Raw genomic sequence first — 14613 nt, forward strand, 5'->3', positions numbered from 1 at the left:
GTGAGGTCGGGTGGGCTGGGGCCGGGGGTGGGAGCGCTTACCGGCGCTGGCAGGGTGCCGCCGCGCCCACCCGTGCCGCCCCAGCGGCACGACTGCCCGCAGCTATGTAGGACGCGGCTGTGCAGCACCCCGTCAGGGGCGCGGGGAACTGCGCGATCAGCCCCCACCGGCCCGCGGCCGGACCGCGACACAAGGCCGCCCCCTACGCCCGAACAACCATCGCGGAGTTGAACCCGGCATACCCCCGCGCCAGCACCAACGCCGTCCGTACCTCGGTCAGGCGCGGCTCGCCCACCACCAGGTCGAGGTCGTATCCCGCCTCCGGCGAGACGTTCACCGTCGCCGGCACCACCCCGTCCCGCACGGCCAGCAGCGCCGTCGCCACGTCCAGCGGCGCCGCACCCGAGTACAGCCGCCCCGTCATCGTCTTCGGCGCGGTCACCGGCACGCCGTGCGGCCCGAACACGTCGCTCAGCGCGTCCGCCTCCACCCGGTCCAGCTCCGGCACGGCCGCCGCGTCGGCGAACACGACGTCCACGTCGGCCGCGTCGGCGCCGGCGTCCGCGAGGGCCAGCTCGATCGCCTTGCGCAGCCCCGGCGGTCGGCCGGTCCCCGGCGCCGGGTCGAACGTCGCGCCGTACCCGGCGATCTCCCCGTACACCCGGGCGCCCCGCCGTACCGCCGTCTCCTCGGCCTCCAGGATCAGGATCGCCCCGCCCTCGCCGGCCACGTGCCCGGCCGCCGCGGAGTCGAACGGCAGGTAGGACCGGTCCGGTTCCTCCGACGTGGACAGCCGGTCGCTGGCGAGCTGTGCCACCCACCCCCACGGGCAGATGGACGCGTCGATCGCCCCGGAGACGATGAGCTGTGTCCCCTTGCGGATCTGCCGGCGCGCGTGCGCCAGGGCCTCAAGGCCGCCCGCCTGGTCGGAGACGACGACCCCGCTCGGCCCCTTCATCCCGTTGCGGATGGAGATCTGGCCGCTGTTGACGGCGTAGAACCAGGCGAACGACTGGTATGCCGAGACGAACTGGCTGCCCTGGCTCCACAGCTTCTGCAGCTCGCCCTGCCCGAACTCGAAGCCGCCGGAGGAGCTGGCGGTGACGACACCCATGTCGTAGGCCGGCAGGTCGGCAGGGTTGACGTCCGCGTCGGCCAGCGCCCAGTCCGTCGCGACGAGCGCGAGGCGGGTCATGTGGTCGGTCTGCGCGAGCAGCCGGCTGGGCAGATGCTCCCCGGCGCTGAACCCGGGCACCTCACCGGCCAGCTTCGCCGGATAGCCGGACGGGTCGAACCGCGTGATGCGGCCGATCCCGCTCTTCCCGGCCCGGGCGGCGGCCCAGTAGTCGGTCGTGCCAAGGCCGTTGGGCGCGGCGACGCCGAGCCCGGTCACCACGGTCCGCGTAGTCATGCGGCCGCGCTCCTCTCCGGTCGGGCGAGCACCATCGCGCTCTGGAAGCCGCCGAACCCGCTGCCCACGGTGAGCACCGCGTCGGTGCGGTGCTCACGGGCGGTGAGCGGCACGTAGTCCAGGTCGCACTCGGGGTCGGGGGTGTGCAGGTTGGCCGTCGGGGGCACGACGTTGTGCTCCATGGCGAGGACGGACGCGGCGATCTCGATGGAGCCGATCGCGCCGAGCGAGTGCCCGACCATCGACTTGATCGAGGAGACCGGGGTCCGGTAGGCGTGGTCGCCGAGGCTCTTCTTGAACGCGGCGGTCTCGTGCCGGTCGTTCTGCTTGGTGCCGGAGCCGTGCGCGTTGATGTAGTCGACGGCCTCGGGGTTGAGGTGCGCCTCGTCGAGGGCGACCGTGATGGCCTCGGCCATCTCCGCGCCGTCGGGCCGCAGCCCGGTCATGTGGAAGGCGTTGCAGCGGGAGGCGTACCCGGCGATCTCGGCGTAGATGTGCGCCCCGCGCGCCCGCGCCGCCTCCAGCTCCTCAAGGACGAAGACGGCCGACCCCTCCCCCAGCACGAATCCGTTGCGGGTGCCGTCGAAGGGGCGGGAGGCGTGCTCGGGGTCGTCGTTGCGCGGGGTGGTGGCCTTGATGGCGTCGAAGCAGGCCAGGGTGATCGGGGAGATCGGCGCGTCGGTGGCGCCGGCGATCATCGCGCAGGCCGAGCCCTCACGGATCAGCTCGACGGCGTGGCCCACGGAGTCCAGCCCGGACGTGCACCCGGTGGACACGACCGTGGCCGCGCCCTCCGCGCCCACCGCCCAGGCCACCTCCGCCGCGAACGAGCTGGGCACCAGGTAGTTGTAGAGGTGCGGGACGGCGTAGGTGTGGTCGACGAGGTCGAGCCGGCCGCCGTCGCTGACCACCCGGTACTCCTGGTCGAGGCCCATGGTCGCGCCGACCGCGCTGCCGATGCTGACCCCGACCCGGTAGGGGTCGGCGCCGGACAGGTCGAGCCCGCTGTCGGCGAGGGCCTCCCGTGCGCTGACGACGGCCAGCTGCGCCGCCCGGTCCATCCGCCGTATCTCCTGCGGGCTCAGCCCGTGCTCCTCCGGGTCGAAGTCGACCTCGGCGGCGACCCGGGACCGGAAGGAGGACGGGTCGAAGAAGGTGATGCCGCGGGTCGCGGTGCGGCCCTCGCTGAGCAGGTTCCAGAAGTTCTTGGTGCCGACACCGCCGGGGGCGATGACACCGACCCCGGTGATGACCACTCGCCTGGCGTTCACGCCCGGCCCTCCCAGTCGTAGAAGCGCGTGGCGACCGCGTCGGCGGGAGACCGCCAGGTGGCGGGGTCGTACGCCTGGATGAACGGCTTGAGGTCCTCGCTGATCCGCATGAACCGCGGGTCGCTCTTGGCCTCCTCGATCAGCTCACCGCCGTTGTCCGTGTCGAAGTGCTGAAGGTGGAAGTACAGCCCGCGGTAGGCGAAGAGCTCACGGCGCCGGGTGCCCATCAGATGCGGCATCTCGGTCCGGTCGAACTCCCCGAACAGCCGGGCGACTTCGGCACTGCTACCCGGTTCCATCCGGGCGACGATCAGAGTGCTGTGCATGGGTTCACTCCTCAAGAGGGTCCAGCGAAAGCGCCCCTTCAGGGGCGCGGGGCTGCAATTGATTTGCGGCTGCCGCCGCGTGGGCGCGACCAGCCACGCCGGCGAGGCGGCCGCACGACGACACGACCCGGCACTCTCGGCGGCGCCCTCAGCGAGCGGGCCCGAACCACCGCTCAAGTGCCATCGGCAGATCCGCGTGACTGCCCGGCGCCGCCCACGCCACATATCCGTCCGGCCTCACCAGCACCGCGGACGTACCCTCCAGCACACCGTCGGCCGGCACCGCCGTGACGACATCCACCCGGTCCCGCCACGCCCAGGCCCGCTCCCGCAGCCTCGCGTTGTCGGCGAGGTCGAGCAGCACGCCCCGCCCGGCGCGCAGCGCCTCCGTGCTGGAGGCCACCCGCTTGTGCCCGGCGAGCGGCACGTTCGGCAACCGTCGGCCCAGCAGCGGATGGCCGCCCCCGTCGACGTCGTAGTGGATCTCCAGTCCGGACACCATCGCCGCCAGATGTCTGCTGACCTCCGGATACCGGATCAGCTCGGTCAGCACGTCGCGCAGCGGCTGCACCTCGGGGCCGGACAGGAACAGCAGCCCCTGCGCCCGGGTGTTCATCATCAGCCGCTCCCCGACCGGGTGCCGTTCGTCGTGGTAGGTGTCGAGCAGCGTCTCCGGCGCCCGCCCCCGCACCACCGCACCCAGCTTCCAGCCGAGGTTCGCGGCGTCCTGGACGCTGGTGTTCATGCCCTGCCCGCCGGCCGGCAGATGGATGTGCGCGGAGTCGCCGGCGAGCAGGATCCGGCCCCGCCGGTACTCGGTGACCAGGCGGGTGCCGTCGCCGAAGGACGAGACCCACACCGCCTCGGCGTGCGAGATGTCGTCGCCGGTCAGCCGCTGCCAGGCGGCCGCGGCCTCCGCCCAGGTCGGCGGCTTGTCGCGGCGCTGCGGCGGGGTGCCGCGCTCACAGATGATCAGCCGGGTGATGCCGCCGGGCAGCGGCCCGACCATGACCATCCCGCCGGGCAGGGTCTCCCCGATCATCCGGGGCTCCAGCTCGATGCCGCGCACGTCGGCGAGGTACATCTCCAGCGTCGACGGTGTCCCCGGGAAGTCGAACCCGGCGGCCTTGCGGATGGTCGAGCGGCCGCCGTCGCACCCCACGAGGTACTCGGCGCGCAGCCGGTGCACCCCCTCGGGCCCGCGCACCTCGACCTCGACGCTGTCCTCCTTCTCCTTGACGGACAGCACCTCGTGCCGGCGCCGGATGTCCGCGCCGAGCCGGCCGGCCCACTCCTCCAGGACGGTCTCGGTGACCGACTGCGGGATCGTTTTGGCAGCCTGGTGCGCGCCGTCGAGGACACCGAAGTCGACCGGCAGGCCGCCGAAGTGGCCCACGTTGCTGACCTCGATGTCCCCGAAGCGGGGCAGCAGTCCGCGCTGGTCGAAGACCTCCATGGTGCGGGCGGTGAAGCCGAGGCCGCGCGACTCTCCGGTGCGCGCGGGCAGCTTCTCCAGGACGATGACGTCGGCGCCCGCGAGCCGTAGCTCGCCCGCGAGCATCATGCCGGCCGGCCCGGCGCCCACGACGATGACTTGTGCGTCCATGACACTCCTCGGAAACGGTTCCGTACGGTCCCGTCGGGGAGACCGTCGGCGAAGACGAACTGTCAGCGGTACAGGCGCCCGATCGCCCGGTTGGCCACGTGCGCGGCCGCCGCGTGCCGTGGGTCGGGCGCCAGCGCCTGGTGCCGTACGGCCACTTCGGCGAGCTTGATGGCGTGCTCGTCGCCGATCTGCACGGCCTCGGCGAACAGGGCGGCCGGGTCGGGGGCGGCCGGCAGCGGGACCGCGGGCCGGGGCACGGCGTGGAACCAGTCGAGCATGGTGCGGCTGACGGCCCGCGCGACCCGGTACGACGGCCACCGCTGGTCCGCCGGCAGATGCTCCACCACCAGCCGTACGGCGGCGGGCCCGGTGACCGAGTGGATCAGCGGGACCGGATGCCGCAGCGAGAGCGTGGCGTAGATCCCGGAGAACTCGGCGACGAGTTCGTCCAGCGCCTGCACGACGTCGCCGCCGCCCTCGCCGCCGCTCTCCTCGACGACGACCCCGCCCTCCGAGTACCTGGCCGCCCAGTACCCCAGCCCCTGCGCCAGCTCGGCCAGTTGCCGGTGGTTGTCGGGTCCTGCGGTCACCACCGCCCGCACCGCGTGCGCGGTGCGGATCACCCCGTGCGTGAGCACCCCGGACATGCCGGGCAGCAGCCGGGGCCACCAGCGGGCCAGGACGTCGGTCCACTCGCCCTCGGCGAGCTCGCGCTCGAACAGGGCGGTCCAGTCGGCGACCCGGCCGAACTCGCCGAGCGCCTGCCGCCAGTCGGCCTCGTCGGCCGGGTCGAGGGTGAACCGCCGCTCGGGGACGTCGTGGAAGGTGTGGCTGCGCAGATGCCCCTCCACCCAGCCGGGCACCTCGTCGGCGTATCCCATGTGGGCCAGGGCCTCGGCGGCCATCGGGGCGTGGTTGACGAAGCTGCGCCCGTGCTCGTACCCCACGGAACGCAGTCGCTCCAGGGCGCCGTTCATGGCGTCGGTGTAGCTGAGTGCTGCCAACGCGATCAGTCCTTGATCTCGCAGATCGCGGCGCCCGCGGCGAGGGCCTGCCCCACCTCGGCGGCGACGGCGGTCACGGTGCCGGACCGGTGCGCGGTGAGCGGCTGCTCCATCTTCATGGCTTCGAGTACGACGACCAGGTCGCCCTTCTGGACGGGCTGCCCCTCGGTGACGGCGACCTTGACGACGGTGCCCTGCATGGGAGAGGTGAGCGTGTCCCCGGAGGCGGCGGGTGCGGAACCGCCGGCGTTGCGGCGGCGGGTCCGGGGCGCGGCGGCCGCCCCCACGAGGGTCCGGTCCGGGACTCTTCCCAGCACCGCCGGCAGCGAGACCTCCAGCCGGTGTCCGCCGACCTCGACCACCACCGTCTCGCGGCCGGCCTCCTCCGTCTCCGGACCGGCGGCCGGGGCCGCCGTGAAGGCCTCGATCCCGTTGACGAACTCGGTCTCGATCCACCGGGTGTGGATCGAGAAGGGATCGCCGGTGAACGCCGGGTCCCGGACGACCGCCCGGTGGAACGGGAGAGCCGTGGCCATCCCCTCGACGCGGAACTCGTCGAGCGCCCGCGCGGCCCGCTCCAGCGCCTCCGCGCGGGTCCGGCCGGTGACGATCAGCTTGGCGAGGAGCGAGTCCCAGGCGGGCCCGATGACGCTGCCCGACTCCACGCCGGCGTCCAGCCGTACCCCCGGTCCCGACGGCGGCTCGAAGACCGTCACCGTGCCCGGCGCGGGCAGGAACCCCCGCCCGGGGTCCTCACCGTTGATCCGGAACTCGAACGAATGGCCCCGCAACTCGGGGTCGCCGTAACCGAGTTCCGCGCCGTCGGCGATCCGGAACATCTCGCGGACCAGGTCGATGCCGGCGACCTCCTCGGTCACCGGATGCTCCACCTGGAGCCGGGTGTTGACCTCAAGGAAGGAGATCGTGCCGTCCCGCCCGACGAGGAACTCACAGGTCCCGGCGCCGACATAGCCGGCCTCGCGCAGGATGGCCTTGGACGCCCGGTACAGCTCGGCGGTCTGCTCCGGGGTCAGGAACGGTGCCGGAGCCTCCTCCACCAGCTTCTGGTGCCGACGCTGCAGCGAGCAGTCACGGGTCGATACGACCACCACGTTGCCGTACCGGTCCGCGAGGCACTGCGTCTCCACATGCCGCGGCCGGTCCAGGTAGCGTTCCACGAAGCACTCGCCGCGTCCGAAGGCGGCCACCGCCTCCCGCACCGCCGACTCATAGAGCTCCGGCACCTCCTCCAGGGTCCGGGCGACCTTCAGCCCGCGCCCGCCGCCGCCGAAGGCCGCCTTGATGGCGATCGGCAGGCCGTGCTCCTCGGCGAACGCCACCACCTCGCCGGCGCCCGAGACCGGGTCCGGGGTGCCGGCCACCAGGGGGGCGCCGGCGCGCTGGGCGATGTGCCGGGCCGCCACCTTGTCGCCCAGGTCGCGGATGGCGGACGGCGGCGGGCCGATCCAGGTCAGGCCCGCGTCCAGGACCGCCTGCGCGAACTCCGCGTTCTCGGAGAGGAACCCGTAGCCGGGGTGGACGGCGTCCGCCCCCGTCTCCCGGGCGGCCCGCAGGACCTTCTCGATGTCCAGGTAGCTGGTGGCGGGGGTGTCACCGCCCAGGGCGAAGGCCGCGTCGGCGACCCGGACGTGCAGGGCGTCGCGGTCCGGGTCGGCGTAGACGGCGACGCTCGCGATCCCGGCGTCCCGGCAGGCTCTGGCCACGCGGACAGCGATTTCGCCACGGTTGGCGATGAGCACTCTGCGCATGTCAGGACGCCTGCCGGGTGTGCTGGAAGCGGTCCGTGCCGGTCTCCAGCGGGCCCAGGGAGCCGTCGAAGAAGATCAGCGGCTCCAGGCCGTGCTCCGGGACGCCGAGTTCCACCACCTCGCCGATGACGATGTCGTGGTCGCCGGCGGTGTGCACGTCGACGGTGGTGCAGGTCAGATGGGCGAGGGCCTCGCTGAGCACGGGCAGCCCGTCTTCGGTGAAGTGGTGCGGGACGCCCTCGAAGGCGCCGGCACCGGCGGTGGCCCGGCGCCCGGCGAAGTGCCGGGCCAGCGGCTGCTGGCGGCCGGACAGGAAGTTCACGGTGAACCCGCCGCTGCGCTCCAGGAGCGTGTGCAGCCGGGACTGCTGGTGCAGGCAGAACAGCACCAGCGGGGGTTCCAGCGAGACCGAGGTGAACGAGTTGACGGTGGTGCCGTCCGCGTCGCCGTCGGGGCCGGTGGTGATGACCGTGACGCCGGTCGTGAACAGGCCGCACACGCGGCGCAGGTCCAGCGGTTCGACGATCCGGGTCTTCTCTTCGGCGCGGGTCAGCGACCGCGCTGCTGCGGACATGCGCATCCCTTTCTGGAAGTGGCCTTTCCGGGAGAGGTCAGAGGAGCTTGCGGACCTTCGCGCCGGCCTTGAGGATGCCGAGCAGGAACTCGCGGCCGACGCTGTTCATCTCGGCGGGCGCCTCGACGGAGGCCCAGTACAGGAAGCGGGCCATGGTCAGCGTGGACGGGTAGATGAACCGCTGCTCCTCGTCCTTCCAGCCGAAGACCGGGTTGACGACCGGGGACTCCTTGAGCAGCCCGAAGACGATGTCGGCGGCCTCGTCGCCGGTGAGCGCGCCGGCCTCGTACTTCTCGCAGGTCTCGGCGGTGGTCTCCAGGATCCGCTTGAAGGAGTCGCTCTGCGGCCACCACAGCCCCGGGTGCGGCACCTTCTCCAGTTCGTCGAAGTGGCGGTCGTCGTGGTCCTTGAAGTGCTTGAGGCGGGCCCGGGTCAGCCGCATGGTGCCGGGGGTGATGAAGGAGCCCCAGACCCGGAAGACCGCGTTCCAGAGCCGGAAGTGGGAGAACGCGATGAAGGAGCTGTTGACCAGGTCGTCGTTGTACTGGAGCAGGCCCTGCTCGACGCGTTCGACGTACTCGAAGCGCTCGGCCGAGAAGTCGCCGTCCTTGAGGGCGGGGATCAGCCGGGAGGTGAGCGCGTCGACGACCTCCATGGTGTTGGACAGGCCGCGGGAGAACAGCGGGTCGAGGAAGCCGGCCGCGTGCGACATCAGGCACCAGCGGTCGCCGATGGTCTGCCTGGAGGAGTACTGCAGCCGGTCGGTGGAGATCCACTCGCGGACCCGGGTGGCGCCGTCGAACTGCCGCTTCACCGCCGGGTACTTGTCGAGGAAGGACTGGAACTCCTGCTCCGGGGTGAGGTCCTTCGGCTTGGGGTAGGTGCGCTCGTCCATCGTCAGGCCGACGCTGCACAGCGGGTTGCGGGACTTGGGGTGGTTGTCGAAGGGGATGATCCAGAACCAGCCGCGCTCGATGAGGTGGTGCATGGTGCCGGTGTGCCAGTCGGCCGGCGGGCGCAGCTCCTGGGGGTGGCCGCTGACGTCGTCGAACCGCTTGATGCCCACGTAGTGCGTGAACATCGAGCGGGAGTGGTGCTTGAAGCGGGCGGTGGGCTTGTCGCGCAGGTCGAACTTGTCGGCGAGCGGGGAGCGGAAGCCGGAGGCGTCCACCAGGTACTTCGCCCGGTACAGCTCGGGTTCGGCGCCGGGGGCGGCGCTGCGGCCGAGGACGCTGACGCCGTCGTCGTCGAACTCGACCTCGTTCGCCCGCCAGTTCTGCCGGGGGGTGCAGCCGTACTTGATGGCGACGTGGAACATGAAGGAGTCGCTGTCCTGCCGGAACATGTGGCTGTTCTGGTGGAATATCTTCGGCAGCGCGAGCTGGGTGGCCTCGCGCGGGTCGGGCTCTTTTCCGACCTCGTGCTTCATGAATCCGAAGTGGGCCTTCGTGCCGAAGGTCGGGCCGATGTCACGGGTGGAGGCCTCGACGCTTGCCAGGCTTTTCAGCTCGGGTATGTCATGGCGTTCGGCGAGGATGTGGATCCATTCCACGAGCTGCGGGGTCATGGACTCGCCGATGGCGAAGCGCGGGTGCGCGGCCGCGTCGACCAGCAGCACCTTGGCGCCGTGCTTGGCCAGGACGGCACCGGTGACGGAGCCGGCGAGGCCCGAGCCGAGGATGATGACGTCGAAGGTCATGTCCTCGGGTGTGCGCGCCGGTTCCGGCGCGCCGTCGGTCTTCTTGGCGACCATGACTGTCTCCTTCGTCGAGGGGCGGTGCGCAACGGGAAATCAGCATGAAAAAAGGCCCCTCGCGGCCTTTCCGAAAGGAATCCGGAAGGACGGTGCGAAGAGCCTGGAAAAAGGCGCGGTGAATCCGCTGAATTAAGCGTGACATCCTTTGGCCAGAGGGTCAACCCCTGGCGGATACCGAGGACTTGCCGTGCTCCGTGAATGCCGGACCGGAATGCGTCGGGGCCAGGAGTTTCAGCAGCAGCCCGCGCAGTTCCTCCTCGCCGCCGGGGCCGAGCATGGCGGAGACGTCGGCGGCGAGCCCCGCGACGGCGCCGGCCACGACAGCGAGCTGCTCACGGCCGAGGTCGGTCACCTCCAGGGCGTACCGGCGCCGGTCGTGCGGGTCGCGCCCCCGCCGGACCAGGGCCAGCTTGACCAGTTCGTCGACGAGTTGGGAGGCGGCGGGCCCGGTGATGGCGAGCAGTTCGGCGAGCCGCTGCTGGGCGATGGGCCCGAGGACGTCGAGGGCGTACAACGGGCCGTAGTGCCGCACCCTGAGGCCGGTGCCGGCCAGCTTGTCGTCGCCGTGCCTGCGCAGCCGGTGGTGGGCCTGCGCGACCAGGTACTCGGTGCCCTGCACGAGGGGCTGCGCCGACTCGGGCAGCAGCCGGGCCAGCAGCTCGTCGAGCCGGGCGGTCTCCTCGTCCGTGAGTACGGCGGTGAGCCGGGCGTCCCGCTCGGCGACCGCCCGCCGGCTGGCCTCGACGGCCTCGCGTCCCTTGTCGGTCAGGGAGAGCACGTACTGGCGGCGGTTGTCGGGGTTGCGGGTGCGCCGGACCTCGTCGCGGGCCTCCAGGCGGTCGATGACGCCGACCATGATGGTGCGGTTGATGCCGAGCCGCTCCGCGAGGTCGAGCTGGGACTGCCAGTCGCGGCCGGTGAGCGCGTCGAGGACCAGGAAGTCGCGGGAGTCGCCGCCGTCACCGTCGTCGGTGGCGGAGAACTGGGCGTAGACGCGGCGCAGGAGGTAGCCGATGAAGCCCGTGAGCGAGTCCGGGAGGACTCCGGGGACCTCCGCGGTCTGCTCGGTCCCGGTCACCGGGCCGCGATCGTCGTCGCTCTCGTACCGCAAGACAGCACCTCCTGCCCGAGTATATCGACGGCCTCCCGGCCGATCCGGCCCCGGAAACCGGCGGCCCCGCCCGATCGGTCAGGGCGGGGCCGCCGGGGTCGGTCACAGGGCGACGGGCGGGAGCTCGGCGTCCTGCTGCTGGGGGCGGGTGCCCGGGAGGGTGGCCAGGGCCACGATCAGGGCCAGCAGGTAGAGGCCGCCGCCGAGCAGGAACCCGTACGAGTAGCCGGTGGTGAGGGCGTGCGGGACGCTGCCCGGCAGCTCGTGGTCGGAGATGGCGGTGGCCGCCGCGGCGAGGGCGGCGAGGCCGATGGCGCCGCCGATCTGCTGGGCGGTGTTGACCAGGCCGGAGGCCGCGCCGGTGGCCTGCGGGGCGACCCCGCGGACGCTGACGATGGTCACGGCCACGAAGACCATGCCGAGGCCGAGACCGGCGACCAGCTGGGCCGGCAGCAGCGCCGCCCACGGGGTCTGGCCGGGCTCGATGAAGCTGAACCAGACCATGCCGACGGTGGCGATGAGTAGCCCGAGGGCGATCACGTTGCGCTCGGGCAGCTTGGCGAGCAGCTGCGGTCCGACGCCGCCGGCCGCGATGCCCATGCCGAGCGCGAAGGGCAGGTAGGCGACGCCGGTGACCATCGGGGCGTAGCCCTTGACGACCTGCATGTAGAGGGTCAGGAAGTAGAAGGTGGCGAGCATGCCCGCGCCGACCAGGAACATGATCAGGTTGGCGCCGACGCGGCTCCGGTCGGCGAGCACCCCGCGCGGGATCATCGGTGCCGCGGCGGCGCGCTGGACGATGACGAAGGCGAGGATCAGGACGAGCGCGGCGCCCAGGCCGATCAGGGTGACGCTGTCACCGAACCCCTTGTCGCCGGCGCGGTTGATGGCGTAGACGAGCGAGCCGAAGCCCAGGGTGGCGGTGAGCGCGCCGGGCACGTCGACCTTGCCGCGCTCGCGCTCGCCCTCGACGAGGACGCCGGTGCCGAAGAGGACGGCCAGGGCGATCGGGATGTTCACGAACATCACCCAGCGCCAGCTCAGGTACTCGGTGAGCGCGCCGCCGAGCAGCAGGCCCACGACCGAACCGAGGCCGCCCATCGCCCCGTAGACACCGAGTGCCTTGTTGCGGGCGGGGCCGGCCGGGAAGGTGGTCGCCAGCAGGGACAGGGCGGTGGGGGCGGCGATGGCGGCGCCCGCGCCCTGGATCACGCGGGCGGCGATGAGCAGTTCGCCGCTCTGGGCGAGGCCGCCGAGCAGCGAGGCGGCGGTGAACAGGATCAGTCCGGTGCGGAAGACCCGGCGGCGGCCGAAGAGGTCACCGGCGCGGCCGCCGGCCAGCAGCAGACCGCCGAAGGCCAGGGCGTAGGCGGTGACGATCCAGCCGAGGCCGGACTCGCTGAGCCCGAGGGCGCTCTGCATGCTGGGCAGGGCGACGGCGACGATCGTGTTGTCGAGGACGAGCATGAGCTGGGCCGCGGCGATCACGAGTAAGGCCAGTCCGAGCTTGCCGTCCTGCTGCGGCGGCGCCGCGGCCTTGGGGACGGCCTGAGTGCGGTCTTGCAGCGACATGGGATGTCTCCGTGTCTCTCTCAGGGTTGAGGGGTGTCGAGCGGAGCCCTCGGGATCCGGTCAGCGGCTGGTGGTGGCAGCCCTGGGGGTCCAGATGGCGAGGTCGTCGTAGGTCTTGCGCCAGTCGTTCTCGTAGGCGTTGCGCAGCGGTTCGGGCATCTTGCCGAGGATGTTCGCGACCTTCACGGCGTCGATGTCGTCGAGCATCCAGGGCAGGTAGCGGGCCGAGTCGTCGCCGACGCGGGTGCGCTGTTCGGCGGAGAAGTCCTGCCACTGCTGCTGGGTGAGCGTGATGTCCATCAGCCGCAGGGCGTCCCGCTCCTCGTGGTCAAGGTGGGCGCCGAGCTTCGTGCAGAGGGTGTCGGTCAGGCCGGTCAGGCGCTCCAGGCCGGAGTCGCGGTCGGCGAGGGCGGCGTCGATGTCGGCGAGCAGCGGGTCGATGACGCCGTGCTCGGCCTCCATGTCGGCGAGCAGGGCCAGTTCGGAGCTCTGGCCGGCCAGGGCCGCCTCCATGACCGGCCAGATCTTCACGTCCTCGGAGACGTGGTGGATGGTCAGGAACTTCTTGAACAGCTCCCAGCCGACCGCGGTGCTCAGTACGTGCCGGGGGTCCTCGTCGACCCGCGCGGTGATCCGGGCGATCCGCTCCAGCTCGCGGCGGAGCGCGTCGTGGATCGCGAACATCATCGTCATGTCGAGGTTCTTGAAGTCCTGGCTCATCGGTCTCTCCCTCACTGCCTCACTGCGTCGTCGTACTGCGAGAGTATCGTCAACCCACTTATCTATCAAGCTTCCAACTAGCAATTAGCCAACCATCAGGGCCAGAACTATTCGCCGGTCGGTGGCTGACGCGGTTGCCGCGCCCGAAGGCGCAGGTCAGCGGGTTCTCGCGATCTCCAGGGCCGGTTCTTCCTGGCCGATTCCAACCGGTTCCCGCCCGAGGTCCTCGTCGATCCCCCTGCGGATCCGGGTCAGCGCGGGGGTGGTCATGGCCGTGGTGAGCAGCGCCATAAGCACCAGGACCGTGAACAGCTGGGGCCCGATGACACCGAGCCCGAGCCCGATGTTGAGCACGATCAGCTCGGTCAGGCCCCGGCAGTTCATCAGCGCGCCCAGCGACATGGCGTCCCGCCAGTCGCGGCCGGAGAGCCGGGCCGCGAGCGTGCCGCCGCCCCACTTGCCGACTACGGCCACCGCGAGCACGGCCCCCGCCCACAGCCACTGCGTGCCGCTGCCGCCCAGCAGCCCCACATCGGTCTTCAGCCCGGTGCTGACGAAGAACAGCGGCAGCAGCACCGGCACGGCGAAGGCCCGCATCCGGACCGCGGTGGCCTCGATCCGCCGGCTGCCGCGCGGGCTGACCACACCGAACAGGAACGCGCCGAACAGCGCGTGCACACCGATCCGGTCGGTGGCGTACGCGGCCAGGCTCAGCCCGCTGAACAGCACGACCAGCACGACACCGTCGGCGTACCGGCGTTCCGCGCGTGCGGCCCATCTGGCCAGCAGCGGCCGTACGACGAGGAACATCACGGCGGTGAAGACGAGCGCGTACCCGGCCGTGATCAGGGCCTCCATGGGCGAGTTGCTCTTCGTCACCGCGACCACGGCCGCCAGCAGGCACCAGGCGCTGACGTCGTCCACGGCCGCGCTGGCCATGGCGAGCGCGCCGACCCGGGTCCGGTACAGGCCCCGGTCGGTCAGGATGCGGGCCAGCACCGGGAACGCGGTGATGCTCATCGACACCGCGATGAACAGCACGAACGGCAGCTTCCCGGTGCCGGGCGGCGCGAAGTCGCCGTACATGCCGAAGGCCAGCAGCGTGCCCAGCACCAGCGGCAGCGCGATGCCGGCCTGGGAGACGGCGACGGCCGTTCTGCTGTTCCCGCGCAGGGACTTGAGGTCGAGTTCGAGTCCGACGAGGAACATGAACACGAGCAGGCCGAGGTTCCCGAGCACGCCGAGGTACGGCAACGCCGACTGCGGGAACAGCCACGCCTGGGCGCCGGGCCAGAGCCAGCCCAGCAGGGACGGGCCGAACAGGATGCCGACGAGTATCTCGCCGACGACCGGGGGTTGCCCGAACCGCTTGAGAAGCTGCGCCCCGGCCCGGCAGGCGAGAATCACACCGGGCACGGCGACGAGAAGGGGCGTGAGCGGATCGGGGGCGGCAGCTGCCATCGCGTTCTCCTAATACAGAGGGGTTCAGGTGA

General features: G+C 71.7%; 12 protein-coding genes. All 12 read right to left on the reverse strand.

Going from position 1 to position 14613, the window contains the following annotated elements; translation table 11 throughout:
* Positions 1–202: 202 nt before the first annotated feature.
* The 12 genes from OHB00_RS19205 to OHB00_RS19260 all read right to left on the reverse strand — a co-directional run bounded on the left by OHB00_RS19205 (position 203) and on the right by OHB00_RS19260 (position 14581).
* Positions 203–1411 carry a ketosynthase chain-length factor gene (locus OHB00_RS19205; RefSeq protein ID WP_406436116.1) on the reverse strand — a complete coding sequence of 403 codons (1209 nt, stop codon included), beginning with the start codon at positions 1409–1411 and terminating at the stop codon, positions 203–205.
* A complete protein-coding gene (locus tag OHB00_RS19210; protein ID WP_406436117.1) occupies positions 1408–2682 on the reverse strand; it encodes a beta-ketoacyl-[acyl-carrier-protein] synthase family protein in 1275 nt (424 codons plus the stop codon). The genes OHB00_RS19205 and OHB00_RS19210 overlap by 4 nt, the downstream gene beginning before the upstream one ends.
* Positions 2679–3008, reverse strand: coding sequence for a TcmI family type II polyketide cyclase (locus tag OHB00_RS19215; RefSeq protein ID WP_406436118.1), 330 nt, complete (start codon positions 3006–3008; stop codon positions 2679–2681). The genes OHB00_RS19210 and OHB00_RS19215 overlap by 4 nt, the downstream gene beginning before the upstream one ends.
* Before the next feature lie 148 nt (positions 3009–3156).
* Positions 3157–4614, reverse strand: coding sequence for an FAD-dependent monooxygenase (locus OHB00_RS19220; RefSeq protein WP_406436119.1), 1458 nt, complete (start codon positions 4612–4614; stop codon positions 3157–3159).
* A 62-nt stretch (positions 4615–4676) separates the two neighbouring features.
* Complete coding sequence (locus tag OHB00_RS19225) at positions 4677–5618, reverse strand: hypothetical protein (protein WP_406436120.1); 942 nt, start codon at positions 5616–5618, stop codon at positions 4677–4679.
* Between the two features lie 5 nt (positions 5619–5623).
* Positions 5624–7387, reverse strand: coding sequence for an acetyl/propionyl/methylcrotonyl-CoA carboxylase subunit alpha (locus OHB00_RS19230; protein ID WP_406436121.1), 1764 nt, complete (start codon positions 7385–7387; stop codon positions 5624–5626).
* A 1-nt stretch (position 7388) separates the two neighbouring features.
* Positions 7389–7961 carry a flavin reductase family protein gene (locus OHB00_RS19235; RefSeq protein ID WP_406436122.1) on the reverse strand — a complete coding sequence of 191 codons (573 nt, stop codon included), beginning with the start codon at positions 7959–7961 and terminating at the stop codon, positions 7389–7391.
* Positions 7962–7998: 37 nt separating this feature from the next.
* Entirely contained in the window at positions 7999–9714 is a 1716-nt protein-coding gene (locus OHB00_RS19240) for an NAD(P)/FAD-dependent oxidoreductase (protein ID WP_406436123.1), read from the reverse strand.
* Positions 9715–9874: 160 nt separating this feature from the next.
* On the reverse strand, positions 9875–10795 hold the full coding sequence (locus OHB00_RS19245; RefSeq protein WP_406445868.1) for a MarR family winged helix-turn-helix transcriptional regulator: 921 nt from the start codon (positions 10793–10795) through the stop codon (positions 9875–9877).
* Positions 10796–10930: 135 nt separating this feature from the next.
* Positions 10931–12400, reverse strand: a complete 1470-nt coding sequence (locus tag OHB00_RS19250) for an MFS transporter (RefSeq protein WP_406436124.1) — start codon at positions 12398–12400, stop codon at positions 10931–10933.
* 60 nt (positions 12401–12460) lie between these two features.
* Positions 12461–13120, reverse strand: coding sequence for a hemerythrin domain-containing protein (locus OHB00_RS19255; protein ID WP_406436125.1), 660 nt, complete (start codon positions 13118–13120; stop codon positions 12461–12463).
* A gap of 156 nt (positions 13121–13276) precedes the next feature.
* The gene (locus tag OHB00_RS19260; RefSeq protein WP_406436126.1) at positions 13277–14581 is read right to left on the reverse strand and encodes a cation:proton antiporter; all 1305 of its coding nucleotides are present in this window, start codon (positions 14579–14581) and stop codon (positions 13277–13279) included.
* Between the last annotated feature and the right edge of the window lie 32 nt (positions 14582–14613).

It is taken from the genome of Streptomyces sp. NBC_00631 (genome assembly GCF_045206895.1).
Taxonomy (GTDB): Bacteria; Actinomycetota; Actinomycetes; order Streptomycetales; family Streptomycetaceae; genus Streptomyces.